This is a genomic window from Nocardia rosealba (assembly GCF_020216065.1).
Taxonomy (GTDB): Bacteria; Actinomycetota; Actinomycetes; order Mycobacteriales; family Mycobacteriaceae; genus Nocardia; species Nocardia rosealba.
Window position 1 is genome coordinate 39549 of sequence record NZ_JAIWNA010000002.1, and the last position, 21144, is coordinate 60692.

Genomic DNA, 21144 nt, shown 5'->3' on the forward strand with positions numbered 1-21144 from the left:
ATCAGGCGGTCGCGGTCGGATGCTGGTAGCCGGTGGCCTCGTCCATGTCCTCGAGCGATTTGCCCTTGGTCTCGGGCACGAACCTGGCGACGAACAGCAGCGACAGCAGCGCGAACACCGCGTACATGCCGTAAGCGAAACCCAGCGAGAACGTCTTCAGGCTAGGGAAGCTCACCGTGATCGCCCAGTTGGCCGCCCACTGACCGGCGGCGGCGAGCGAGAGCGCCGCCCCGCGAATGCGATTGGGGAACATCTCACCCAGCAGCACCCAGACCACCGGCCCCCAGCTCATCCCGAAGAACACCACGAACAGATTGGCCGCGACGAGCGCGAGGACACCGGGCACACCGGTCAGGTGCGGTTCGAGCACCCCCTCGGCATTGGGCACCTGCGGCGCGGTCCCGAAGCACACCGCCATGGTGGCCAGGGTGATGGTCATGCCGATGGAACCGGTGAGCAGCAGCGGTCGGCGCCCGACCTTGTCGACCAGCATGATCGCCACGATGGTGGTGGCGATATTGACCACCGAGGTGAACACACTGATCTGGAACGAGCTGGACTCCTCGAAACCCACTGCTTCCCACAGCACGTTCGAGTAGTAGAAGATCACGTTGATGCCGACCGCCTGCTGGAACACCGAGAGCATCAGGCCGATCCAGACGATCGGGTAGATCTTGCCCGCGGGATTCTTCAGATCGCGCCACGACGGTTTGGTTTCACCCTCGAGGCTGTGCTCGATGCGGCCGATGGTGACCTCGAGGTTGCGCTGGCCGAACAGCGTCGACAGCACACTGCGTGCTTCGGGAATCCGATGGGTCGCCACGAGGAAGCGCGGGGATTCGGGGATCGTCGAGGCGAGCAGGCCGTAGACCACGGCCGGAACCGCCATCGACAGGAACATCCACCGCCAGGCTTCGAGCCCGAACCACAGCTGCTCGCCTGCGCCGCCGGCCAGATGGGCCAGGACGTAGTCGACCAGCAGCGACAAGAAGATGCCGAGGACGATGGCGAGCTGTTGCAGCGACCCGAGCCGGCCGCGGATGTTGGCGGGGGAGGTCTCGGCTATGTAGGCGGGCGCGATCACCGAGGCCACGCCGACACCGAGCCCGCCGATGACGCGGCCGAGCACCAGCACCCACAGGTCGGGGGCGAAGGCCGTGCCGATCGCGCTGATCAGGAACAGCAGGGCGGCGATCTTCATGACCTTGATGCGGCCGATGCGGTCGGCGATGCGCCCCGCTGTCATGGCACCGGCTGCGGCGCCGAGCAGGGCTGAGGCGACGGCGAAGCCGAGCGCGGCGTCGGCGACATCGAATTCGTCCTGAATCGCGGCGACGGCGCCGTTGATCACGGCGCTGTCGTAGCCGAACAGCAAACCGCCGAGCGCCGCTACCGACGCGATGCGGACGACCTGCCCATTACTGGCGGAGTCGCCGTCCGGTAGGTCCGGCCGGTTGGTTGTCGCGCCACCCTCATGCATCGGTCCGATCCTCTCCGCGGCGAGACGTGTGCCTCGCGGGTCAACCGTGAACGCAGGTCACGGCAGGCCATCCGAATGGAACTGTGTACAGGCGGAACTCTCTGCCGATTGTTGCACTCCCGCAGGCGCACCGGCCGTCACGCGCGCCGCGCCCGGGCGAGCCGTCGTCGTATTCGACCGGCCGAATTCGGGTAAAGCGGGCAACGAGGCCCGGATTGCCGGGCCCTTGCGAAGGAAAGGCGAACGATGACGCTACGGAGGAAGGCCTGCGCCACGGCGCTCGCCGTGGCCGCGCTCGGCACGCTCGCGGCAGGATGTGCCGAGGCGGAGAAGGCGGTCAACAAGGGTGGGGACACCCCGTGCAGTGAATTCACCGCGCAGGACACGGACAAGAAGCGCACCACCGTCACCAAGTTCCTCGAGCAGGAACGCGGCGAGGACGCGCAGATCGATCAGAACACCATCGACCTGTCGATCGGCGCGATCGACCTGATGTGCAGTGCCCAGGCCAACCCGGACACGCCCATCAAGGAGGCCGATCTCACGGGTGCGCTGGTCCCGAAGTAGCCGGATGCGGCACAACGCCGGGGCCGCAGTGTGATTCAGGAACGATGGCGCTGCTCGTAGGCGGCCCGGTCGGCATCGGCGCGACGACGTTGCGTGGCGAAGGCGAGTTCGGGATCGAACCCGTGGCTGACCAGCCGGTGCCTGCGATAGACGTACACCAGCGCGACGGTGAAGTAGATCAGCGGCAGATACAGCAGCGCCATCATCGACAACCCGATCCACAGCGGCCCCGGCGTCAACAGGAACAGGCACAGCAGCGGCAGCACCGGAACCAGGATGCGCAGCAGATAGCGCCGCGTCGCGCCGGGGCCGGTGAGGTCGGCCAGCACCCAGTCCGACATCGATGGCGGCAGGGTGGCGCCGCCGATGTAGCGCAGGCGCTGCCAGAGGTTCGGGGTGGTCATCGGTTCTGCCTCGATTCCTCGGCGCGGCGTGCGGCCGTGTTCACCCGGCCGAGCACATCACGCAGTTCTTCCAGTTCGGCCAGGCTCACGCCGAGTCGTTCCACCACCGCGGGCGGGATGCGTTCGGCCTCGCTGCGCAGTGCGCGCCCGGCCGCGGTGAGGTCGATCAGGAGGGTTCGTTCGTTGTTCGGGTCGCGGCGTCGGGTGATGAGCCCGGCGGACTCGAGCCGTTTGAGCAGCGGTGACAGCGTGGCCGAATCGAGCTGGACGGCATCGGCGACGGCTTTGACCGACATCGGCGTCTCGCCCCACAGTGCCAGCATCACCAGGTACTGCGGATGGGTCAGACCCATCGGCTCGAGCAGCGGTCGGTAGACGGCAAGGACCGAGCGGTTGGCCACGGCGAGGGCGAAACACACCTGCCGATCCAGCCGCAGCGGGTCGTCGATCTCGGTCACGCAGCCAGGTTAGCCCATGAACAGTTAGTGCACAAAGTGTCTGTTGTTTGGCTCACTCACCTGCGGGTACCGTCCCAGCACGCTCGTTCACGCCGGTGGAGGAGGATCGCCGTGGGTAGGCCCGCACAGGTACCGACCGTCGGAGTCGAAGAGGAGTTCCTGCTCACCGACCCCGTCAGCGGTGCGCCCGCACCGAAGAACACCGAGGTCGCCGCCACCGCCGAGAAGGCGGGCATCGATCTGCAGCTCGAGCTGACCAGCTGTCAGGTGGAGACCAGCACCGGCGTGCACACCGACATCGGTGAGCTGCTCACCGAACTGCGCACCTCCCGTCGGCGGGTCGCCGAATGCGCCGCACAGCACGACGCCTCCCTGCTCGCCGTCGCCGTGCCGCCGACGGTTCCCGAGGGGTACCCGGTCACCGATACACCGCGCTATCAGCGCATCGCCCGCACCTTCGGCATGATCGCCCAGGAGCAGGGGCTGTGCGGGTGCCATGTGCACGTCGGGGTACCCGACCGGGCGACGGCGGTGCAGGTGAGCAACCATGTGCGTCCGTGGTTGCCGGTGCTGCTCTCGCTCACCGCGAATTCGGCGATCTACCGTGGTCGCGAGACCGGGTACGCGAGCTGGCGCAGCATTCTGTGGCGGCGCTGGCCGAGCGCCGGCCCGCCACCGTATTTCTCCTCGCTGGACGAGTACGAGGCGATCGTGGCCATGATGCTCGCCAGCGGAAGCATCCTCGACAACAAGATGGTGTATTGGGACATCCGCCCCTCGGAATCCTTTCCGACCGTGGAGGTCCGGGTGAGTGACGTGCCCGCCACCGCGGAGGAATCGGCGCTGCTCGCCGCGTTGATCCGGGGGATCGTCAGCACCGGGCTCGATGCGATCGAGCGCGACGATCCCGCCACGGCCGTGCCGAGCGAGGTGCTGCGCGCCGCGTACTGGAACGCCGCGCACTCCGGCTTCTTCGGTGACGGGCTCGACCCGATCGAGGGCCGGGTGCTGCCGCATCGCGAACTGCTCGCCGAACTCATCGATCGCATCGGACCCGCGTTGCGCGAGGCGGGGGACTTCGATTTCGTCACGGGAGCGGTCGCGGCCCTGGTCGAGCGCGGGAACGGCGCTTTTCGTCAGATGCGTGCTCTACGCTCGCGACACGAAATAGCCGATGTGGTCACAGAATCGGCGAAAGCCACTTTGGAAGGATGCCCATGAGCCGCCACGTGCAGATCACCTTCGACGCGCACGACCCACGAGCGCTGTCGACCTTCTGGCGCGAAGTGCTCGGGTATGTGCACCCCGGCCCACCCGGCGTCGAGCTCCCGGCGGGCGCCGACCCGCTCGCCGCGTGGGACGAGTTCCTCACCCGCATCGGAGTGCCTGCCGAGGAACACAATTCGCGCTCGGCGATCGAGGACCCCGACGGGGCAGGCCCGCGCGTGTTCTTCCAGCGGGTACCCGAGGACAAGGTCGCCAAGAACCGCGTCCACCTCGACGTGCGGGCCGCGCCCGGCCTCCAGGGCGAGCAGCGCATGACCGCCCTGGAAGCCGAATGCGAGCGCCTCGTCGCCCTCGGAGCCACCCGCCTGCGGCGTTTCGAGCCGGAACCACCCATGAGCGCCGGGTTCATCGTGCTGGCCGATCCCGAGGGCAACGAGTTCTGCCTGGACTGACCTGCTCAGACCAGATCGCGGGGAATGCGGCGGTGCCAGTTCTGTGAGTACACCCGGTTGCGCAGCGAGCGCGGATCGGCGGGGGAGTCCTCCAGTTCGTAGGCGTCGAGCTGGGCATCGATGACGAATTCGTCGGCGGTGCAGCGCAAGACGGTGTCGGTGACCACCTCGGTTCGCCACTCGTCGCGTTCCAGGCGGCGCACCGTGCGGGTCTGTCCGCGCACGGAGGTGACGTCGTTGTCCTGGAAGCTGAACCATTCCGTGGTCGCGCGGCGCACCGAGGTCCCGATGTCGTCGAGCACGATCGTGCCCTGGTCGTTCTCGATCTCCAGGGTCGACACCCCACTGGCCAGGTCGCGCTCGACCTTCCAATGGTGTTGTCCCGGTTCGACATGCGTCGCGGGCGCGGCCGGCGCGGCCTCCGGTTCCTCGAAGGGGCGAAGGGTCGCGTCCTCGGCGCGCGGCGCGCGTTGCGGCAGGGTCAGTGTGCTCGTTCCGGTATTGATCGTGAGCATCACCGGTTCCGGCGACGGCCAGGCCAGCGGCCAGTACGACGACGACACCGAAAGCCGGATCCGGTGCCCGGGCGGGAAGGAATGCGCGATCCCGTTGAGCGGCAGGTGAACCCGATAGGTGCGCCCCGGTTCGAGCGGACGTGGTTCGGCGCTGCCGTCGCGGTGGGTGAGGTTGAGCAGGCCGTAGGTCACCCGGGTCGCCTCGCCGTTGGGTGCCACGTCCGAAAGCCGGGCGGCCAGCATCGCGTTCGGGCGGTCCGCCGAGACCTCGAGATCCAGGGTCGGCAGACCGAGGATCTCGCACGGCTGGTCGAGGGCTTCGGTCTCGAATACCAGGGAGCCGCCGTCCTCGTCGCGCTGGTCCGACGGCAGGTCCGGAGTCGCGGCGTAGGACGCCCACTTGCCCGCGAACATGCCGACACTCAGCGGCGACTGCAGGCGCAGGTGACGCGTGGGTGCCGGCTCCTCGCCGAGGGCGTAGCGGCCGAGAACGAACCGGCGCGGTTCGATATTCGGTGAGGGCCAGGTCGGCTCGCCCACCCAGCGGCCGGGGCGGTCCGCATAAGACGGGTGCGGGGACACGCTGTCCTGCAACCACACTCGCAGCATCGGTTCGTCCATGATGGCGGTGTCGCGGCCCTTGAGCCAGTGATCCCACCACCGCACCATCTCCTGCAGGAAGCCGATGGCCGGACCGGGTACGCCCAGATGCGGATACTTGTGCCCCCACGGGCCGATCAACCCCAGGCGCGGTACATCGAGGTGCTCGAGCAGGCGGAAGATCGCATTGGTGTACCCGTCGGCCCACCCGCCGACGGCGAGCACCGGGCACTGCACAGCGCTGTAGTCCTCGTTCACCGAGGCGCGCTTCCAATAGTCGTCGCGGCGTTGGTGTTCCAGCCACTGCTCGATCCACAACCCGCTGCCCGAGAGACGTTCGTGCCACATCTCGCGCCACCGGTCACCGACGATCGCCGGGTCCGGCGGGAGGCTGTTGAAAGCGAACATCACCGTCGCCTCGGACAGGTTGTCCGACAGCAGGCACCCGCCCATGTAGTGCATGTTGTCGACGTAGAGATCCTCTGTCGCCGACGCGCTGACGACGGCTTTGAGCGCGGGCGGCCGGTGCGCGGCGACCTGGAGGCTGTTGAAACCGCCCCAGGAGATGCCCATCATGCCGACGTTGCCGTCACACCAGGGCTGTTCGGCCAGCCACGCGATGACGTCGCAGGCGTCGTCGTGCTCGGCGGGCAGGTACTCGTCGTAGAGCACACCGTCGGAGTCGCCGCTGCCGCGCAGATCCACCCGCACCGACACATACCCGTGGCCGGCGAGGTAGGGGTGGTTCAGTGCGTCACGGCCGCGGGTCAGGTCCCGCTTGCGGTAGGGGATGTACTCGAACACCGCGGGCAGCGGTTCCTCGGTGACCGGTCGCCAGATGCGCGCCGCCAGCCGGGCGCCGTCGCGCATCGGGATGAAAACGTTCTCGGTGACCCGTACCTCGTACGGGAACGACTCGACCGTGTGCACTCAATCGACCTCCTCGAATTCGAACGGCAGTGCCTCGAGACAGTCCTGGTAGCGCTGCTCCAACTCGTCGTGGTCGGCGGCGCCGAGATAAAGGGTGGCCAGTTTGTAGCGGTAGGGGTCCTGGTTGGGCAGCTCCGAGAGCCGCTCGCCCGGAGCCACGTCGATGGTCACCACCGTGTCGGGGAACCTGCGGCGCAGGGCCTCGATCTGTGATTCGTCGGGCACGCGGGTGACGACACCGTCCTCGTAGCGCGGCACCATGCACTGTGCGGCGACCGCGAAACGCCCCTTGCGGTGGGGCATTTCGGGGGTGCGCCCGAGCGCGACGTCGATGGCGACGGCGTGGTTGGAGGTGCCGTCGACCTTGACGAACAGGTCGCTGTGCGACTGCGAGATGCGGGTGTTGACCTCGATCAACCACAACTTCCCGGTGTCGGCGTCCCACATGAACTCGGAGTTGAAGCAGCCGTTGTTGTAACCGACGTGGCGCAGATAGCGTTCGGTGACCTCGATCATGGTGTCGCGCACCGACTCCGGCACTGTTCGTGCCGGGTAGTCCAGGTGGGCGAAGCTGTGCCCGGTGGCGTCCTTGCGCATGTCGAACACGCCGTGCACCCGGTACTCACCGCCTGCCATCGACCCCTCGGGCGCTGCCTGGGTGCCGGTGACGATCTGCTCGGCCAGGCAGGTGCGGCCCCCGGCCACGCGCACGTCCTCCGGCACCGTCACCCGGGCGAGGGCCTGGTCGAACGGGTCGGCGATGCGGCCGATCTCGGCGCGGATGGTCTCGGTCGCCGCCGCGAATTCCTCGGGGTCGTGCACCTCGAAACCCAGTTGGGAGGAGTGGGCCTTCACGGGCTTGACCCAGAACGGGAAATCGAGATCGATGCTGTCGAGGGCGTTCGGGTCGAAGGGGTCGAACGCGCAGAAATTCGGCACGCATTCGGGCACGGACTCGCGTTGCAACACCCGGCTCCACAGTTTGTGCTCCGAGCGCAGCACACTCTCGAGGCTGGGCGCGGGCAGGCCACGTTCCGCGGCGAGGATGGGCACGATCACGCTCGTGGGGAAATCCCAGTGGGCGATGATGGCGTCCACCGAGCCGTCGAAGGCATCCAGTTCGGTGCGGGCCCGGTCGAGCAACTCGTCGAAATCGAACTCCTCGGCCTTGACCAGCGAGTCGTAGTCGAGCAGTCCGTGCAGTCGCAGACCGCCGGGAATCTCGACCGTGCTGATGTCGGCTCGCTGCAATTCGGTCAGACCAGGTACGAAAACATTCTTCGTCATTGGTGGCGTCTAACCGGAACGGGCGGTCCGAAACAGGGTGTGACCCGGCGATCACCGGTCGTTTCCCGGCGGCGGTTCAGGGAACGCGCGAGCAGTGAGATGTGCACGGCGAGGACAGGTGGTCGGTGGATGACGGAAGTGACGATCGGTGTACTCGCCGACCCCGACCTGCCCACACGGCTCGCCCGCTCGCTGCGCGACGACCTCCCGGCGGAACTCGCCCGGGTCGTCGGCGAACAGGTCGAGTGGCGGGTGCTCGTCAACGACGATCCGTTCGAGGCGATGTATCCCGACAGCGTCCACCTGATCGACAAGGCCCGCGAATACGTCCGGGAAACCACCTGGGACCTGGCCCTGTGTGTTACCGACCTGCCGCTGCGTGACGGGCGGGCGGTGGTGGTCGCCGATATCGACCCGGCCCATCAGGTCGCCCTCATCTCGCTGCCCGCACTCGGTGGGATGCGGCTGCGGCAGCGGTTGCGTGAGCTCGCGGTGCGGATCGTCGAAGTTCTGCGCTCGCGACGCTCAGGCGCGCTTACCCGACCGAACGCGCGTGGGCTGCGAGTGGTGGAGCGGGGCGGCGAATTGCGGTTGGTGCGGGCCGTGCGGTTCGGCTCGCTGTTCCTGCTGGCGGGGATGGTGCGCGCGAACCGGCCGTGGCAGCTGGTCGTCGGGTTGTCCTCGGCGCTGGCCGGTGCGATGGCCGGAACGGCGTTCGGGGTGCTGTACTCCTCGATCTGGTTGCTGGCAACGGCGATCGGGCCGCTGCGCTTGACGGGAATTACGGTGTCGGCGCTGGTTGCCTTGTCGGCGTGGATCATTGCCGGGCACGGGCTGTGGGAGCGACGGATGCACGGCCGGGACGATCGGTATCTGGCGTTGCGCAACGCGGGAACCGTGAGCACCGTCGCCGTCGGCACGATCGTGTTCTTCCTCGCGCTGTACTCGATCACCCTGGTGGCGGTGGCCGTCGTCATCCCGCCGGACTACCTGACCAGCACTCTCGGCCGTCCGTGTGGCCCCTCCGACTACCTGACGATCGCCCTGATGGCGACGGTGCTCGGCACGGTGGCAGGCGCGGTCGGCTCCGGCCTCGAAGACGATGTGACCGTGCGCAAAGCCACCTATGGCTACCGCGAGCAAGAGCGTCGCCGGGTCGCCGAAGACCAGCGTCGAGCCCAGGAGCCATAGGGACACAGCATGATCGGGGCCGTTTCGGATCACGGGGCGTCCTGGGCGGCTGAGCGGGCTTCATCGGTGGGGGCACCGGATATCCTCGATACCGGTGGTGGTGAAGGGGCGCCCACCGGGACGGAGCGCTGGTCGATGGGCGTCAGGGCAGTGGCACGACGGCTGATCGTTGCCGTTGCGGCGGTGGTCGTCGTCGCGGCGTGTGCGAACGAGCAGGCGAGTGCGCCGACTTCACCGATCGCCTCCTCGAGCGCGCCGAGCCGGTCCGAGGGCGTGCCTGATCTCGGAGTGCCCGAAGTGGTCGCGCAGGGGATCGAGGTGCCGTGGGGACTGGCCTTCCTCTCCGACGGGGCCGCGCTGGTGGCCGAACGGGACTCCGGGCGGATTCTGCGGGTGGTACCGGGTCGCACTCCTGAGCTGTTCTCCGAGGTGCCGGGGGTGGTGGCGCGCGGGGAAGGCGGCCTGCTCGGTCTCGCTGTGCGCGACGACTACGTGTACGCCTACTTCACCGCGGCCGACGACAATCGCATCGTCCGATTCCGGCCGGGTGGGCCGGTGGAGGTGGTGTTCCGCGGAATCGCCAAGGCGGGCAACCACAATGGCGGGCGCATCGCGTTCGGGCCCGACGGAATGCTGTATGTCGGCACCGGAGACGCCGGGCAGTCGTCGCTGTCGCAGGATCCCGGCAGTCCGAACGGCAAGATTCTGCGGCTGACAGCCGAGGGTGCGCCCGCGCCGGGAAACCCGACGCCCGGTTCACCGGTGCTGAGCATGGGTCACCGCAATGTGCAGGGTTTGGCCTGGGACCGCACCGGCACGCTGTACGCGGCGGAGTTCGGGCAGAACCGCCTCGACGAGATCAACCGCATCGAGCCCGGCCGCAATTACGGGTGGCCAGACGTCGAAGGCGGAGGCGGCGCCGACCGGGGCTTCACCGATCCGCTGCTCACCTGGTCGACCGACGAGGCCTCACCGTCGGGCATCGCCATCGCGGGCGACACCCTCTACGTTGCCGCCCTGCGCGGCGAAAGGCTCTGGACGGCAACCCTTTCCGGTGCGGCCCTGACCGCACCCCGGGACTACCTGCGTGACGCCTACGGCCGCCTGCGCACAGTCGCTGTCGCCCCCGACGGCGCCCTTTGGCTCACCACCTCCAACACCGACGGCCGCGGCGACCTCCGTGACGGCGACGATCGGATCCTGCGCTTCCCGGCCCGCTGAGCGACCCATCGATATTTCGATGTCCGATATCGGCAAGCCTATTGGTCAACGGATGCGGCCCGGCCTACCTTCGGGTGGCGGAACCGTTCGACAGGCGGTCTCCCCACCCAGCCCGAAGGAGCTTCGATGGCTAAATTTCTGTTCGTGATGACCGGCGCGGATCACTGGACCCTGGCCGACGGCACCGAGCACCCCACCGGCTACTGGGCCGAGGAATTCGTGGCGCCCTACGAGGCCTTCACGGAGGCCGGCCACCAGATCGTGGTCGCCACCCCGGGTGGTGTCGTGCCGCCCGTCGACACGGGCAGCCTCGAAGCGGAGGTCAACGGCGGCGCCGCCGGTGCGCAACGCGTCCGGGAGGTGATCGAGGGCGCGAAGGAACTGCGCGATCCGGTGCGACTGGAAGATGTCGACCTGGCCGAATTCGATGCCGTCTACTATCCGGGCGGCCACGGGCCGATGGAAGACCTTGCGGTGAACAAGGATTCGGGCGCACTCCTCAACGCCGCCCTTGCCTCGGGCAAGCCGCTGGCGGTCGTCTGCCACGCACCCGCCGCGCTGCTGGCCACCACCGGCGACGCGGGCGTCTCGCCGTTCGCCGGGTACCGCCTCACCGGCTTCAGCAATGCCGAGGAGTCCCAGGCCGGCCTCGCCGACAAGGCGAAATGGTTGCTCGAGGACCGCCTCGTCGCGCTCGGTGCCGACTACACCTCGGGCGAACCGTGGGCGCCGCACGTCGTCACCGATCGCAACCTCTTCACCGGTCAGAACCCCGCCTCCTCGGCCCCGCTGGCCGCCGCGGTCCTCAAAGCTCTCGTCTGAACCCGGTGCGGCCGTGGACGACTCGTCCACGGCCGCGTTTCAGTCCGCGGCGGCGACGGTGACGTCCCAGCGGGCTCGCGACGACATCACCTCGGCGCGGTGCCGCACCGACCATTCGGCGACCACATCGAGGACCGTGAGCAAGCTGCGTCCGACCGGTGTCAGGGTGTACTCCACCTGCACCGGCACCGTCGGATAGATCCGGCGGGCCACCAGGCCGTCGCGTTCGAGACGGCGCAGGGTCACGGTGAGCATGCGCTGGGAGATGCCGGGCACGCTGCGGTGCAGTTGCAGAAAGCGCCGTGCCCCGCCGATCAGCTCGGTGATCACCAGTACCGACCACTTGTCGCCGATCCGGTTCAGCACGTCGCGCACCTCGCATGCCGCGTGGCGCAGATCCGGTGCACACCGGTCGGCGACCAGCATCGTGCCCCCGCCGGTCCGATCGAAATCGTCGTGTCGAAGCATCCAATGTTCCTAACCTCGGGCTGTATCGCACCAGCTTGACGCCGCGAACAGTCCGGAACAACGACGATCTTCTCGCCGCAGCGGTAAGCCGGGCTTACCGATAGGAGGTGGTCTCGGCTGCTGTCGCAGCCTCGAGTACGAGTTCGGTGAACCGGTCCGGATGGATCAGGGGCAGATAGTGTCCGGCACCGGCGACTACTGTCAGGCGGCCGTCGCGGCACTGCCGCAGGAATCGGCGTTCCTGCACGCGGAAGTGATCGTGGCGGCCGTTGACCAGCGATATCGGCCCCGTATAGGAGCCGAGGGCGGCGAGCACGTCGAAGTCGCTGAGTTCGTCGACGACATCGGGGATGGCCTCGGTCGCTATACCCGCGGCTTCGACGGCGCGGGCGACGGCCGGTGGAAGGACGCGGTCGAACACGCGTGAGCTCGCCCGGTGGCCACCGTCGGGCTGCCGCGAAAGCACTCGATGCATCACGGTGAACGGTGTCATCAGAGTTCGCGTGGGCACGCACGTCGAACCCGCGACCACGAGCCCCGCCACCTTCGCCGGAGCCATTTCCGCAGTGGCGATGCCGACGTATCCACCCAGCGAATGTCCGACAACCAGGGCACGTCCGCCGACGGAATCTATTGCCTCGCAGACGGTGTCGGCAGATCCGGCGACGGTGAACCGTTCGCCGCGCCTGTGCCCGTGGCCGGGCAGGTCGACGGTGGTGACAGGTCGCACCCGGCCGACTCGGTCGGCGACCGACGTCCAGGCCGCCCCGCTCATCCGGATTCCATGGACGAAAACCACCGGTAGACGATCCGGCATAGCTATCCCTCCTCCAATATTGCAACGCAACGTTGCGTTGCAAACGTACCTCGACTGTAGGGGCAACGCAACGTTGCGTTGTATTGTTGGGCGGGTGACGACCTCGGGCCCCCGAAAAGCAGAAACCATCTACCACTGTGCTCTGGAGTTGCTGGCCCGAGACGGCTATGACGACCTGACGATGGAGGCGGTCGCCCGGCAGTCCGGCGTCAACAAGACAACGCTCTACCGCTGGTGGCCGTCGAAGGACGCGCTGCTCGCCGCGGCGCTGACTGTGGCCGCGCCCCTGCGCATTTCGATTCCCGACACCGGCAGCTTCGAGGGCGACCTCACCGCGCTCGGGCTCGAGATCGGCCGGCTGCTGACCGCCGAGGACACCTCGCCCATCGTCACAGCGGTCCTGTCCGCATCGGCCTCACGTCCCGAGCTCGCCTCGGTCGGTCATCGCTTCTTCGGTGATCGCCTCGAACGCGAGCAGGTGATCTTCGACCGCGCCGTCGCACGGGGTGAAATCCCGGCCGGACTGGATCCGGCGCTCGTCGTCGACCTGCTCGCGGGTTCGTTGTGGACGCATCTCGTGCTGCGCGGTGAAGGCTTCAGCGAGTCGTATGTGCGCACGGTGGTGGGTGTCATCATGCACGGAACACGCTCGCGTACAGCGTGATTCGCCTGCTTACCGGCCGGTGCGCAGCCGCACGTGTGCTGTATCGCCCTCGGCCAGCTCTTCGGCCCGCAGGACCGGCTTCTTCATGGGCAGGATGTACGTGCCGCGCTTCTTGTCCGGGAACACCGATGTCGACCAGGTGGTCGCGCCGACCGACACCGTGACCGGGACGGCGCCGAAACCGGGTCCGGTGCGGGGATGCCGATCGGCGATATCGTCCGCGACCGGCTCGGGGAGCGCGACGAAATGCCAGGTGGCGCCCGGTGCCTGCCAGACCTCGGCGGAGAATTCGTACTCCCACGGCTGCATGCGCGCAGGATAGCGCCGGGCGCCGACAGGTTCCGGTCGGCAACGGTGTTGTTGCGGGTTCGACTCGGTGTGGACCCCGGGGAGGGTCGTGGTATGGGAGCCGGGCGGCGGCGAAGTACTGTCTCGGGCGTTCATCAGCCCAGCAGGAACGACAGAGGAGACGAATGTTCACCCGATATCGTCTGACCGGAGCCGTTGTTCTCGCCACCGCGTCGATCGGGCTCGTCCCGTTCGCCGCACCGGCCATCGCCGCGCCACCCGGTGCGAACCAGGCGGAGCCGATCATCACCTGCACCCAGAACGGCACCGTCACCTGGGCGGGCGACGGGCTCGGGGAAAAGCCGACCCGCGTCGAATGGTCGGCTACCACCGAGTTCACCGACTGCGCCGGGTCCGCCGTCGACGAGGGTGGGCCGTACCCGGTGAGCATGGAGGAGCAGGGCACCGAGGTGGCCTCCTGCGAGGGGAAGGTGACCGTCCACGAGGGCACGGGCACCATCACCTGGTCCGACGGCAGCACGAGCACCACCAGCAGCAAAGCCGCGGGCAACCAGGCCAAGTCCAAGGGCGGTGGCCCGGCCACCTTCCCGATCACCATCGACTCCGGCACGCTCGCCGGGCACTCCGCGACCGACGACAACACGGTGACCACCGAACAAACCTGTCCTGGGGTCACCGAGGCGGTGCTGACCGGCACGTTCACCGTGAGCTGAGACCGCGAGCGTCGCCGGGAATCCTCCGGCGGCGCTCGTCGGTCAGTGGGGTCCGGCGACGATGTCGGCCCACTCGCTCACCAGGTGCCATGCTGTTGCCACGTGTTCGAGGCGGGTCGCGCAGCCCCCGATCGCCACGCGGAGAGCGAACTGCCCGCGAACCATGGTGTGCGACAACAGGACCTGGCCCGTCGCGTTGACAGCGTCCAGCAGGGCCCGGTTGACGTCGTCGGCGGCGCGCAGGCGGAAACAGATCAGCGACAGCGGATGCGGCGCGAGCACGTCGAACCGGGCGTCGGCCTCGACCCACGCCGCGAACCGCTGCGCCGCGGACACGCTGTAGCGAATGTGCTCGCGCAAACCGGACGCGCCGTACCAGCGGATCACCGCCCACAACTTCAGTGCCCGGAACCGGCGGCCCACCGGCAGTTGCCAATCCCGGTAGTCCACCACCGCGCCGGATTCGGTCGCGCTGTTGCGCAGGTACTCCGGCAGTACCGACAGCACGTCCGTCAGCGCCGAGTGGTCGGCGAGGTAGCAGGCGTCGAATTCCAAGGCGGTGAGCAACCATTTGTGCGGATTGGTCGCGTAGGAATCGGCGAAGTCCGCCACGCCGTCGTTGATCCAGCGCAGCTCCGGGCACATCGCGGCCACGCCCGCGTACGCCGCGTCCACATGCAACCAGGCGCCGAATTCGCGACAGACCGGGCCGATGCGGGGAACCGGGTCGACGGCGCCCGTGGAAGTGGTGCCGACCGTCGCCATCACCAGGACGGGTATCCGGCCGGCCGCGGCGTCGTGTGCCATCGCCGTACGCAGCGCCACCGGGTCCATCGACAGGTCCGCGCGGGTGTCGACGACGCGGATGGCGCTGGAGCCGAGACCCGTTATCCGCGTGGCCTTTTCGAAACCGCAGTTCGCTTCGGTCGAGGTGTAGACGACGTAGCGGCCACGCTCGACACCCGCGTGGGCGACCGCTCCGCGCGACGCCCGCTGCAGGGCGGCCAGCAGGGCGATCAGCATCGCGGTGCTCGCACCGTCCTGCACCACACCGCCACCGCCGCCCGCGAAGGTGAAACGCTCGGGTAGCCCGATCAGGCCGGCCAGCCAGTCGAGAACGAGCTGTTCCAGCTCGGTGCACGCCGGTGCGGTCTGCCAGAGCATGCCTTGCATACCGAGACCGGAGATCAGCAGCTCGGCCAGCGCCGACGGGCCCGACGCGCCGCTCGGGTAGTAGGCGAGGAAGCCGGGATGCTGCCACTGTGTCGAGCCGGGCACGACGATCCGATCCATGTCGGCGAGCAGCGCCTCGAACGGTTCGCCGATCTCGGGCGGCTCGGCAGGCAGTTGCGCGCGGACCTCACCGGGTACGACGTTCGACCGCACCGGCAGCGACTCCACCCGCTCCCAGTAATCGGCCACCCAGTCCACCACGGCCCGGCCGTGGGCCCGGAATTGGGCAGCCGTCATATGCGGGGGAACGGGTGCGAGGACATGCTGGTGTGCTGGAGCAACGCGCGGGGTGGTCGCCACCGATCAGAGGGTAGAGGCCCGCCGCGCCGATCCGCCGCGCGGCGAGGCGTGTCGGCGCAGGTGACGCGGCGCTGAAACGGGTTCTCGTCCGGAAACCCGGGGATCCGGTCTCGTTCAACGGGTGAGTTGAGACACGAAAGTGGTTGTCGGGCAACAGGATTGCTACACTCCTGCCTGGTGGAGCGAGCGGCGGGGACCGCAGACCTCGACGCTCTCTCCACCTCCGATTGTGCTCCCCGGTCAGGGCCCTTCCGTATCGCTCCCGCCCTGTGCGCAGGTCGATGGAATGCCGGTGTTTCGGTGGTTGCCGTCTGGGCAAGCGCACACCATGGCAACTGACGAGCAAAATGGCGCCACCCCGTCACCGGCGAGTGCGGCCGCGGACTTGGTCACCGTCGACATGGTGCGGGATCTGCTCGGCGCCGACGACGCGCAAGCCTGCCTGGTTCTCGAAGGTGGACGGGTGCGGGTCGCCCCGGGATCGGAGGACCAGCAGAGCGGGATGGTCGTCGTCAGCCGGGCGGAGGTTCAGCGGCGGCTCGGCGCGCACCCGGACCCGACCGCACTGACCGAACAGGCCGCCCTGCTGGACAGCGAAGTCCGCCTGCTGGGCGCCTGATCGCTGTCGACGGACGCCGGGGATCTGGTCCTCGCCCGCGCGGCGCCGGTGCCCGGCGGATCGGTTCTCAGGCCCGGTACATGCCGTCGATCTCATCGGCGAATCGCTCGGCGACCACGTGCCGCTTCACCTTGAGCGTGGCGGTGAGTTCGCCCGACTCCTCGGTCAGGTCGCGGTCGAGGACGACGAACTTCTTGATGGATTCGGCGTGGGAGACGGTGCTGTTGGCATCGTCGATCGCCTGCTGCACCTCGGCGAGCAGCGCCGGATCCGTCCGCAGATCGGCGACGGTCGCCTCGGCCGGCCGATCGGCCGCTTGCTTCCATCCGGTGAACGTCTCCGGGTCGATGGTGATGAGCGCGGTGATGAACGAGCGACCGTCGCCGACCACTACGGCCTGCGAGATCAACGCGTGCGAACGGATGCGGTCCTCCATCGGGCCGGGGGAGACGTTCTTGCCGCCCGCCGTGACGAGGAGGTCCTTCTTACGCCCGGTGATCGACAGGAACCCGTCGTCGTCGATGGCGCCGAGGTCGCCGGTGCGCAACCACCCGTCGGGCAGCGCGGCGGCGGTAGCTTCCTCGCCGCGCCAGTACCCGGCGAACACGACGCCACCGGACACCTCGATCTCCCCGTCCTCGGCGATGCGAACGGCGTTGCCGCCCAACGGTTGTCCCACCGTGCCGATCTTCACCGCGCCCGGCACGTTCACACAGTGCGCGGCGGTGGATTCGGTGAGGCCGTAGCCCTCGTAGACCGGGACACCGACGCCCCGGAAGAAATGCCCGAGCCTGGGCGTCAACGCGCCGCCGCCGGAGATGACGAACTCGCAGTCACCACCGAGGGCGGCTCGCAGCGGGGTGTACACCAGCCGGTCGCACAGTGCGTACTCGGCACGCAGCAGCAGCGATGGTCCGCGCGCGAATCCGCCGGTGTGGTCGAGGTTTTCACTCCACCGCACCGCGGTCTGCTCGGCGAACCGGAACACGGCCGCCTTGACCTTGCCGCCGTCGCGGGCCTTCTTCTCCGCGCCGTCGCGCACCTTCTCGAAAACCCGAGGCACGCCGAGGATGGTGTGCGGGCGGAAGCGGGTGAACTGCCCGGTGATGGTCTTGAAGTCCGCCCAGTGCGCCTGGGTCATCCCGCCCTCGAACGCGGCCAGCGACACCGCCCTGGCCAGCACGTGCGCGAGCGGCAGGAAAGTGAGCATCCGCTGCCCCGGGCGGGCCACCTCACCGATACTCGCGGTCAGGATGCCGCGCACCTCCGACAGGAAGTTGCGATGGGTGAGCATGCAACCTTTGGGGCGACCGGTGGTGCCGGATGTGTACACCAGGGAGGCGAGGCCGTCGGCGCGCAGCCCGTCGAGCCGTTCCCGCAGGCAGTCGTCGGAGCGGTCGGAGCCCTCGGCGATCAGCAGGGTTTCGGCGCCGTCGTCGATGACCAGGGACCGGCGCAGCGTTGCCGGTGCGTTCGCGAGCAGATCTTTGTGCCTGCCGGTCTCCACGATGGCGAGCGCCGCACCGGAATCCTCGAGGATCCACCGCACCTGCTCGGCCGAAGACGAGTCGTAGACGGGAACGGTCACCGCACCGGCGGCCCAGATCGCGAAATCGAACAGGGTCCACTCGAAGCGCGTCGCCGACGCGAGGACCACCCGGTCACCGGCCCGAATACCGTTGGCGATCAAGCCTTTCGCGACGGCGGACACCAGCCGCGCGAACTCGTCCGCGGTGACGTCGACCCAGTGATCCCCGACGGGACGGGAGAACAGCACCCGCCGCGGGAACTGGTCGGCCTGGGTGTAGACCGAGCCGACGATGGTCTCGTTCTCGGCGATGGTGAACGTGGCCGGCGTGGTGAACTCACGCATGCTCGCCTCCAAGGGGCTGGTCGGGTCGCTGGAATCGCCGCAAGGCGTGCGCGAAGTCGGTGATGTCGTCGGCAGTCCAGTCGCTCATCCGCTCCTCGAGCAGCATGAGGTCGTGTTCGATCGCGGCTCGATGTGCCCGGCGGCCCGACGCGGTGAGCGTCAGCGGGTAGCCCGCACGGGAATTTCCGTCGCCCGCCGCCACCCAGCCCGCGTCGACGCAGGTCCGCAGCTGTCGTGACACCGTCGAGCGGTGCACGCCGAACGCTTCGGCCAGCTCGGTGGCACGACAGCCCGGATTCCGTTCGATGTAGGACAACGCCGACCGCTGTGCGAACGACGGTATCCCCTCCGACGCGGGCCGCGCCGCGATGGCTTCGCGGACGATCTGCGTGAGCGCGTCGTGCACCGCGACGAGCTCGGGCGACCATCCACCCGACTGGTGTTGCATGGCGCAACTATATCCGCGGCCGGTGGCTGCCTGTTCGCGGCCCCGGTGTGCATTCCCGATCGATCCTGGGAACGCCGGCGTCGGTGGCCGGAGTACCGGATCATGACTCACGGTGGGCGGCGCGCCGGAGTAGCCGGAGTACTGCCCGTTCCACGATTGCTCGGCGCTCGCTGTCGGTGCCCACGCGGGCGGCTCTGTCCAGCGCTCGGGAGATCGTGACTCCGTCGGCATACGATTCACCGACCCTCGGGTCGATATAGGAGGCTCGGGCCACGGCGGGCGTATTGCCCAGCGCCGCAGCGACTTCGGCGATCACGGCGCGTTCGGCCCGCTTGCGCGCACGCTCGGAGGTCGGGGGTTCGGCGTGTGCGAAACCCTCGGCGGCCAGCACGGTGGCCTGCCAGGTCCGTAGGTCCTTGACGGTGCAGTCCGTTTCGGTGAGTGCTTTGAAACGGGCGTTGATGTCGTCGGCATGCAGTTCTCGGTAGCCGTTCTTGTCGCGGTAGACCAGTAGCCGGGGCGAATCCGCGCGACTACGCCGCAGGGAAGCGACCGCGCGGGTCAGATCAGCGTCGTGAATCCGGACGCGACGACGCAAGCCGCCCTTGGCGACATAGTCGAACAGCATCTGCTCGCCCTCGACGCGCACCTGTTCGCGCAGCAGGGTGGCGACGCCACGGGTGCCGTTCTCCTCGGCGTACTCCTCGCCGCCGACCCGGAACACGCCGAGGTCGATCAACCCGATGGCCACGGCCTCCACCCGGTGCCGGTGCAGGCCGGAGCGGCGCACATCGGCGGTCAGCCGGTCGCGCAGCGGAGGCAGACGACCGGCCAGATCGAGGACGCGATCGAACTTCTCCTCGTCGCGCTCCCGACGCCACTGCTCGTGATACAGGTATTGGCGGCGGCCGGCGGCATCGACACCGACCGCCTGGATATGACCGTTGGCATGCGGGCAGATCCACACCTTGCGCCATGCGGGCGGAATCACCAGGCCGTTGATCCGCTCGAGCAGGTCTTCGTCCGAGACTTGTTCACCGTCGGTGGTCAGGTAGGAGAAACCACGACCCCGGGTGACTCGCCGGATCCCGGGGCCGTAGGGAGTGCTTCGCCGTAAGCGCACGAAACCTCCTGTTCGCTGCCACCGGGCGGGTCAGGACATCGACGTGTTAAGGATCGGCGCGTCGGGCCGGGATTCCACGCGGAATTCGAGGCCGAAGTTGTCGAGGGTGAACGGCAAGGGTGTCGACGGATCGAGACGTGGGGTCGAGGTCAGCTCGAACCGCGCCGCGCGCAGCATTTCCCCGAGCAACGTACTGGTGACGAACAGCACCAGGTCCTGCCCGGGGCAGGCGGCGGGTCCGGCGCTGAATGGGACCAACTGCGGGTAGTCCTTCGCACGGCCGTCCAACCAGATGTCGGGAACGAAATCGTCGGCGAACGGAAGCGACCGCTGGTCACGGTGGAACGCGACGGCGGCGATCAGCAGCGCCGCACCGGCCTCGGTGGTGAAACGCTCCTCGCCGTCGTGCCAGACGGTGTCCTCGGTGACGTCGCGCAGGATGAGCGGCGTCGTCGGCCACAGCCGCACCGATTCCAGGACACACGCCCGGAGGTAGGGGAGTGTCGCCGGAGTCGTGGCGTTCTGTGCCTCGGCGACGGCCGCGGCGCGCTGTTCGGGATGGGTGGCCAGCAATGCCACCGCGCGACTCAGTGCCATCCCCGCCGCGTCGAAGGCGAACAGCCAATGCGGTACCTGGCCGACGGGATCCGTTGCACCGGAGGCGGATACATCGGTGAGCGCGCCGAGGAGGCTGTCTTCCTCCGCGGATTCGGCATAGCGGTAGAGGCTCTCGGAAAACTTCTCGCCCGAGCGACGGCGTTGTGGCACGAGAAATGACCAGTTGGCCGCCGAACGCAGCTGCCACAGCCGATCGGTGATTTCGTGGTCCTCGCGCGCAGAGGAGCCGAGGATCAGCCGACGGACCAGCCGCCACCACGCGGTGGTGAACTGTGCGGCGTCCAGCGTGCCGGTCGAGGAGGCCGCCGTCAGCATCCGGGCCGCTTCGTCGGCGACGACCTCGGCAAACGGGGTCGCCAGCCGGTGCAGCGGACGGCCGGTCTCGAGCGCGGCTTCGTTCACCGCCCGGCGCTCCTCGCGGATCGGGCCCTCCGAGATCAGGACACCGTGCGGCTGGAATTGGCGCAATGCGGCGCGCTTCTCCCGATTCGCCGGATCGAACGGTGACGGTGCTTGCGCCAGCACCCTGCCCACATCGGCGGGATCGGTCACCACGACCACCCGTCGACCGGGCAATACCAATTCCACCGGCCCCGAACCGAATTCGTCACGCAGCGAATACATCCGCCGGACGGCACGACTGTCCGCCTGCGTGCGTTCCAGTATCCCCATCATCCGGCGGCGACGGGCGATGACGCCCGCGGCGAATCCGGCGAACCCCAGGTCCGCCAGCGTCGCCGCCGCGCGGACACCTTTCAACCGATGACCCGGCATGTGACCTCCTGAGCAGCGGAATGCCGGCGTC

General features: G+C 68.3%; 22 protein-coding genes. 9 read left to right on the plus strand and 13 right to left on the minus strand.

The genetic code is table 11. From position 1 onward, the window contains the following. Position 1 precedes the first annotated feature (1 nt). Positions 2 to 1480, minus strand: a complete 1479-nt coding sequence (locus tag LDL21_RS06965; protein WP_181698651.1) for a sugar porter family MFS transporter — start codon at positions 1478 to 1480, stop codon at positions 2 to 4. A gap of 246 nt (positions 1481 to 1726) precedes the next feature. Here LDL21_RS06965 and LDL21_RS06970 point away from each other — a divergent pair, with 246 nt between their 5' ends. After that, on the plus strand, positions 1727 to 2047 hold the full coding sequence (locus LDL21_RS06970; RefSeq protein WP_181698652.1) for a hypothetical protein: 321 nt from the start codon (positions 1727 to 1729) through the stop codon (positions 2045 to 2047). A 35-nt stretch (positions 2048 to 2082) separates the two neighbouring features. Here the strand turns inward: LDL21_RS06970 and LDL21_RS06975 are convergent, their stop codons facing one another. Both LDL21_RS06975 and LDL21_RS06980 read right to left on the minus strand, forming a co-directional pair. Further along, positions 2083 to 2451 (minus strand): DUF5313 family protein, encoded by a 369-nt coding sequence (locus LDL21_RS06975; RefSeq protein WP_225279281.1) that lies wholly within the window; start codon positions 2449 to 2451, stop codon positions 2083 to 2085. Next, a complete protein-coding gene (locus tag LDL21_RS06980; RefSeq protein WP_181698653.1) occupies positions 2448 to 2909 on the minus strand; it encodes a MarR family winged helix-turn-helix transcriptional regulator in 462 nt (153 codons plus the stop codon). Before LDL21_RS06980 ends, LDL21_RS06975 begins: the two co-directional genes overlap by 4 nt. 111 nt (positions 2910 to 3020) lie before the next feature. On the opposite strand from LDL21_RS06980, the gene LDL21_RS06985 reads away from it, so the two are divergent. Together LDL21_RS06985 and LDL21_RS06990 are read left to right on the plus strand one after the other, a co-directional pair. Then, on the plus strand, positions 3021 to 4130 hold the full coding sequence (locus tag LDL21_RS06985; protein WP_225279282.1) for a glutamate--cysteine ligase 2: 1110 nt from the start codon (positions 3021 to 3023) through the stop codon (positions 4128 to 4130). Further along, complete coding sequence (locus tag LDL21_RS06990; RefSeq protein ID WP_225279283.1) at positions 4127 to 4588, plus strand: VOC family protein; 462 nt, start codon at positions 4127 to 4129, stop codon at positions 4586 to 4588. The genes LDL21_RS06985 and LDL21_RS06990 overlap by 4 nt, the downstream gene beginning before the upstream one ends. Before the next feature lie 5 nt (positions 4589 to 4593). On the opposite strand, the gene LDL21_RS06995 is transcribed toward LDL21_RS06990, so the two are convergent. Both LDL21_RS06995 and LDL21_RS07000 read right to left on the minus strand, forming a co-directional pair. Then, complete coding sequence (locus LDL21_RS06995; protein ID WP_225279284.1) at positions 4594 to 6633, minus strand: CocE/NonD family hydrolase; 2040 nt, start codon at positions 6631 to 6633, stop codon at positions 4594 to 4596. Beyond that, the gene (locus LDL21_RS07000) at positions 6634 to 7920 is read right to left on the minus strand and encodes an ATP-grasp domain-containing protein (RefSeq protein ID WP_225279285.1); all 1287 of its coding nucleotides are present in this window, start codon (positions 7918 to 7920) and stop codon (positions 6634 to 6636) included. A 129-nt stretch (positions 7921 to 8049) separates the two neighbouring features. Between LDL21_RS07000 and LDL21_RS07005 the strand changes: the two genes are divergently transcribed. The 3 genes from LDL21_RS07005 (at position 8050) to LDL21_RS07015 (ending at position 11154) form a co-directional block, all read left to right on the plus strand. Then, entirely contained in the window at positions 8050 to 9111 is a 1062-nt protein-coding gene (locus LDL21_RS07005) for a hypothetical protein (RefSeq protein ID WP_225279286.1), read from the plus strand. Between the two features lie 135 nt (positions 9112 to 9246). Continuing rightward, complete coding sequence (locus LDL21_RS07010) at positions 9247 to 10332, plus strand: PQQ-dependent sugar dehydrogenase (RefSeq protein ID WP_225279287.1); 1086 nt, start codon at positions 9247 to 9249, stop codon at positions 10330 to 10332. 126 nt (positions 10333 to 10458) lie between these two features. After that, on the plus strand, positions 10459 to 11154 hold the full coding sequence (locus LDL21_RS07015) for a type 1 glutamine amidotransferase domain-containing protein (RefSeq protein WP_225279288.1): 696 nt from the start codon (positions 10459 to 10461) through the stop codon (positions 11152 to 11154). Positions 11155 to 11193: 39 nt separating this feature from the next. Here the strand turns inward: LDL21_RS07015 and LDL21_RS07020 are convergent, their stop codons facing one another. Further along, positions 11194 to 11622 carry a winged helix-turn-helix transcriptional regulator gene (locus tag LDL21_RS07020; RefSeq protein WP_225279289.1) on the minus strand — a complete coding sequence of 143 codons (429 nt, stop codon included), beginning with the start codon at positions 11620 to 11622 and terminating at the stop codon, positions 11194 to 11196. Between the two features lie 94 nt (positions 11623 to 11716). Then, the gene (locus tag LDL21_RS07025) at positions 11717 to 12439 is read right to left on the minus strand and encodes an alpha/beta fold hydrolase (protein ID WP_225279290.1); all 723 of its coding nucleotides are present in this window, start codon (positions 12437 to 12439) and stop codon (positions 11717 to 11719) included. Positions 12440 to 12533: 94 nt separating this feature from the next. Here LDL21_RS07025 and LDL21_RS07030 point away from each other — a divergent pair, with 94 nt between their 5' ends. Next, positions 12534 to 13103: a TetR/AcrR family transcriptional regulator gene (locus tag LDL21_RS07030; RefSeq protein ID WP_225279291.1), complete on the plus strand. Its 570-nt coding sequence runs from the start codon at positions 12534 to 12536 to the stop codon at positions 13101 to 13103. 9 nt (positions 13104 to 13112) lie between these two features. On the opposite strand, the gene LDL21_RS07035 is transcribed toward LDL21_RS07030, so the two are convergent. Then, positions 13113 to 13412 carry a DUF1905 domain-containing protein gene (locus tag LDL21_RS07035; RefSeq protein ID WP_225279292.1) on the minus strand — a complete coding sequence of 100 codons (300 nt, stop codon included), beginning with the start codon at positions 13410 to 13412 and terminating at the stop codon, positions 13113 to 13115. 164 nt (positions 13413 to 13576) lie between these two features. Between LDL21_RS07035 and LDL21_RS07040 the strand changes: the two genes are divergently transcribed. Continuing rightward, the gene (locus tag LDL21_RS07040; RefSeq protein ID WP_225279293.1) at positions 13577 to 14125 is read left to right on the plus strand and encodes a hypothetical protein; all 549 of its coding nucleotides are present in this window, start codon (positions 13577 to 13579) and stop codon (positions 14123 to 14125) included. Between the two features lie 42 nt (positions 14126 to 14167). Here the strand turns inward: LDL21_RS07040 and LDL21_RS07045 are convergent, their stop codons facing one another. Then, the gene (locus LDL21_RS07045) at positions 14168 to 15658 is read right to left on the minus strand and encodes an aminotransferase class V-fold PLP-dependent enzyme (protein WP_225279294.1); all 1491 of its coding nucleotides are present in this window, start codon (positions 15656 to 15658) and stop codon (positions 14168 to 14170) included. Between the two features lie 328 nt (positions 15659 to 15986). On the opposite strand from LDL21_RS07045, the gene LDL21_RS07050 reads away from it, so the two are divergent. Continuing rightward, positions 15987 to 16277 (plus strand): hypothetical protein, encoded by a 291-nt coding sequence (locus LDL21_RS07050; protein ID WP_181698664.1) that lies wholly within the window; start codon positions 15987 to 15989, stop codon positions 16275 to 16277. Between the two features lie 67 nt (positions 16278 to 16344). Here LDL21_RS07050 and LDL21_RS07055 read toward each other — a convergent pair whose 3' ends face one another. From LDL21_RS07055 to LDL21_RS07070, 4 genes are all read right to left on the minus strand, one after another. Continuing rightward, complete coding sequence (locus LDL21_RS07055) at positions 16345 to 18150, minus strand: AMP-dependent synthetase/ligase (RefSeq protein WP_225279295.1); 1806 nt, start codon at positions 18148 to 18150, stop codon at positions 16345 to 16347. Beyond that, positions 18143 to 18598, minus strand: coding sequence for a MarR family winged helix-turn-helix transcriptional regulator (locus LDL21_RS07060; RefSeq protein ID WP_225279296.1), 456 nt, complete (start codon positions 18596 to 18598; stop codon positions 18143 to 18145). The genes LDL21_RS07055 and LDL21_RS07060 overlap by 8 nt, the downstream gene beginning before the upstream one ends. Positions 18599 to 18698: 100 nt before the next feature. Then, positions 18699 to 19721: a DNA topoisomerase IB gene (locus tag LDL21_RS07065; RefSeq protein WP_225279297.1), complete on the minus strand. Its 1023-nt coding sequence runs from the start codon at positions 19719 to 19721 to the stop codon at positions 18699 to 18701. Positions 19722 to 19751: 30 nt separating this feature from the next. Continuing rightward, a complete protein-coding gene (locus tag LDL21_RS07070) occupies positions 19752 to 21113 on the minus strand; it encodes a cytochrome P450 (protein WP_225279298.1) in 1362 nt (453 codons plus the stop codon). Positions 21114 to 21144: the final 31 nt, after the last annotated feature.

Coding starts and splice junctions, on each gene's coding strand:
- LDL21_RS06965 (WP_181698651.1), bottom strand. CDS start 1,480: ATGCATGAGGGTGGCGCGACAACCAACCGGCCGGACCTACCGGACGGC.
- LDL21_RS06970 (WP_181698652.1), top strand. CDS start 1,727: ATGACGCTACGGAGGAAGGCCTGCGCCACGGCGCTCGCCGTGGCCGCG.
- LDL21_RS06975 (WP_225279281.1), bottom strand. CDS start 2,451: ATGACCACCCCGAACCTCTGGCAGCGCCTGCGCTACATCGGCGGCGCC.
- LDL21_RS06990 (WP_225279283.1), top strand. CDS start 4,127: ATGAGCCGCCACGTGCAGATCACCTTCGACGCGCACGACCCACGAGCG.
- LDL21_RS07000 (WP_225279285.1), bottom strand. CDS start 7,920: ATGACGAAGAATGTTTTCGTACCTGGTCTGACCGAATTGCAGCGAGCC.
- LDL21_RS07005 (WP_225279286.1), top strand. CDS start 8,050: ATGACGGAAGTGACGATCGGTGTACTCGCCGACCCCGACCTGCCCACA.
- LDL21_RS07010 (WP_225279287.1), top strand. CDS start 9,247: ATGGGCGTCAGGGCAGTGGCACGACGGCTGATCGTTGCCGTTGCGGCG.
- LDL21_RS07015 (WP_225279288.1), top strand. CDS start 10,459: ATGGCTAAATTTCTGTTCGTGATGACCGGCGCGGATCACTGGACCCTG.
- LDL21_RS07020 (WP_225279289.1), bottom strand. CDS start 11,622: ATGCTTCGACACGACGATTTCGATCGGACCGGCGGGGGCACGATGCTG.
- LDL21_RS07025 (WP_225279290.1), bottom strand. CDS start 12,439: ATGCCGGATCGTCTACCGGTGGTTTTCGTCCATGGAATCCGGATGAGC.
- LDL21_RS07035 (WP_225279292.1), bottom strand. CDS start 13,412: ATGCAGCCGTGGGAGTACGAATTCTCCGCCGAGGTCTGGCAGGCACCG.
- LDL21_RS07040 (WP_225279293.1), top strand. CDS start 13,577: ATGTTCACCCGATATCGTCTGACCGGAGCCGTTGTTCTCGCCACCGCG.
- LDL21_RS07050 (WP_181698664.1), top strand. CDS start 15,987: ATGGCAACTGACGAGCAAAATGGCGCCACCCCGTCACCGGCGAGTGCG.
- LDL21_RS07055 (WP_225279295.1), bottom strand. CDS start 18,150: ATGCGTGAGTTCACCACGCCGGCCACGTTCACCATCGCCGAGAACGAG.
- LDL21_RS07060 (WP_225279296.1), bottom strand. CDS start 18,598: ATGCAACACCAGTCGGGTGGATGGTCGCCCGAGCTCGTCGCGGTGCAC.
- LDL21_RS07070 (WP_225279298.1), bottom strand. CDS start 21,113: ATGCCGGGTCATCGGTTGAAAGGTGTCCGCGCGGCGGCGACGCTGGCG.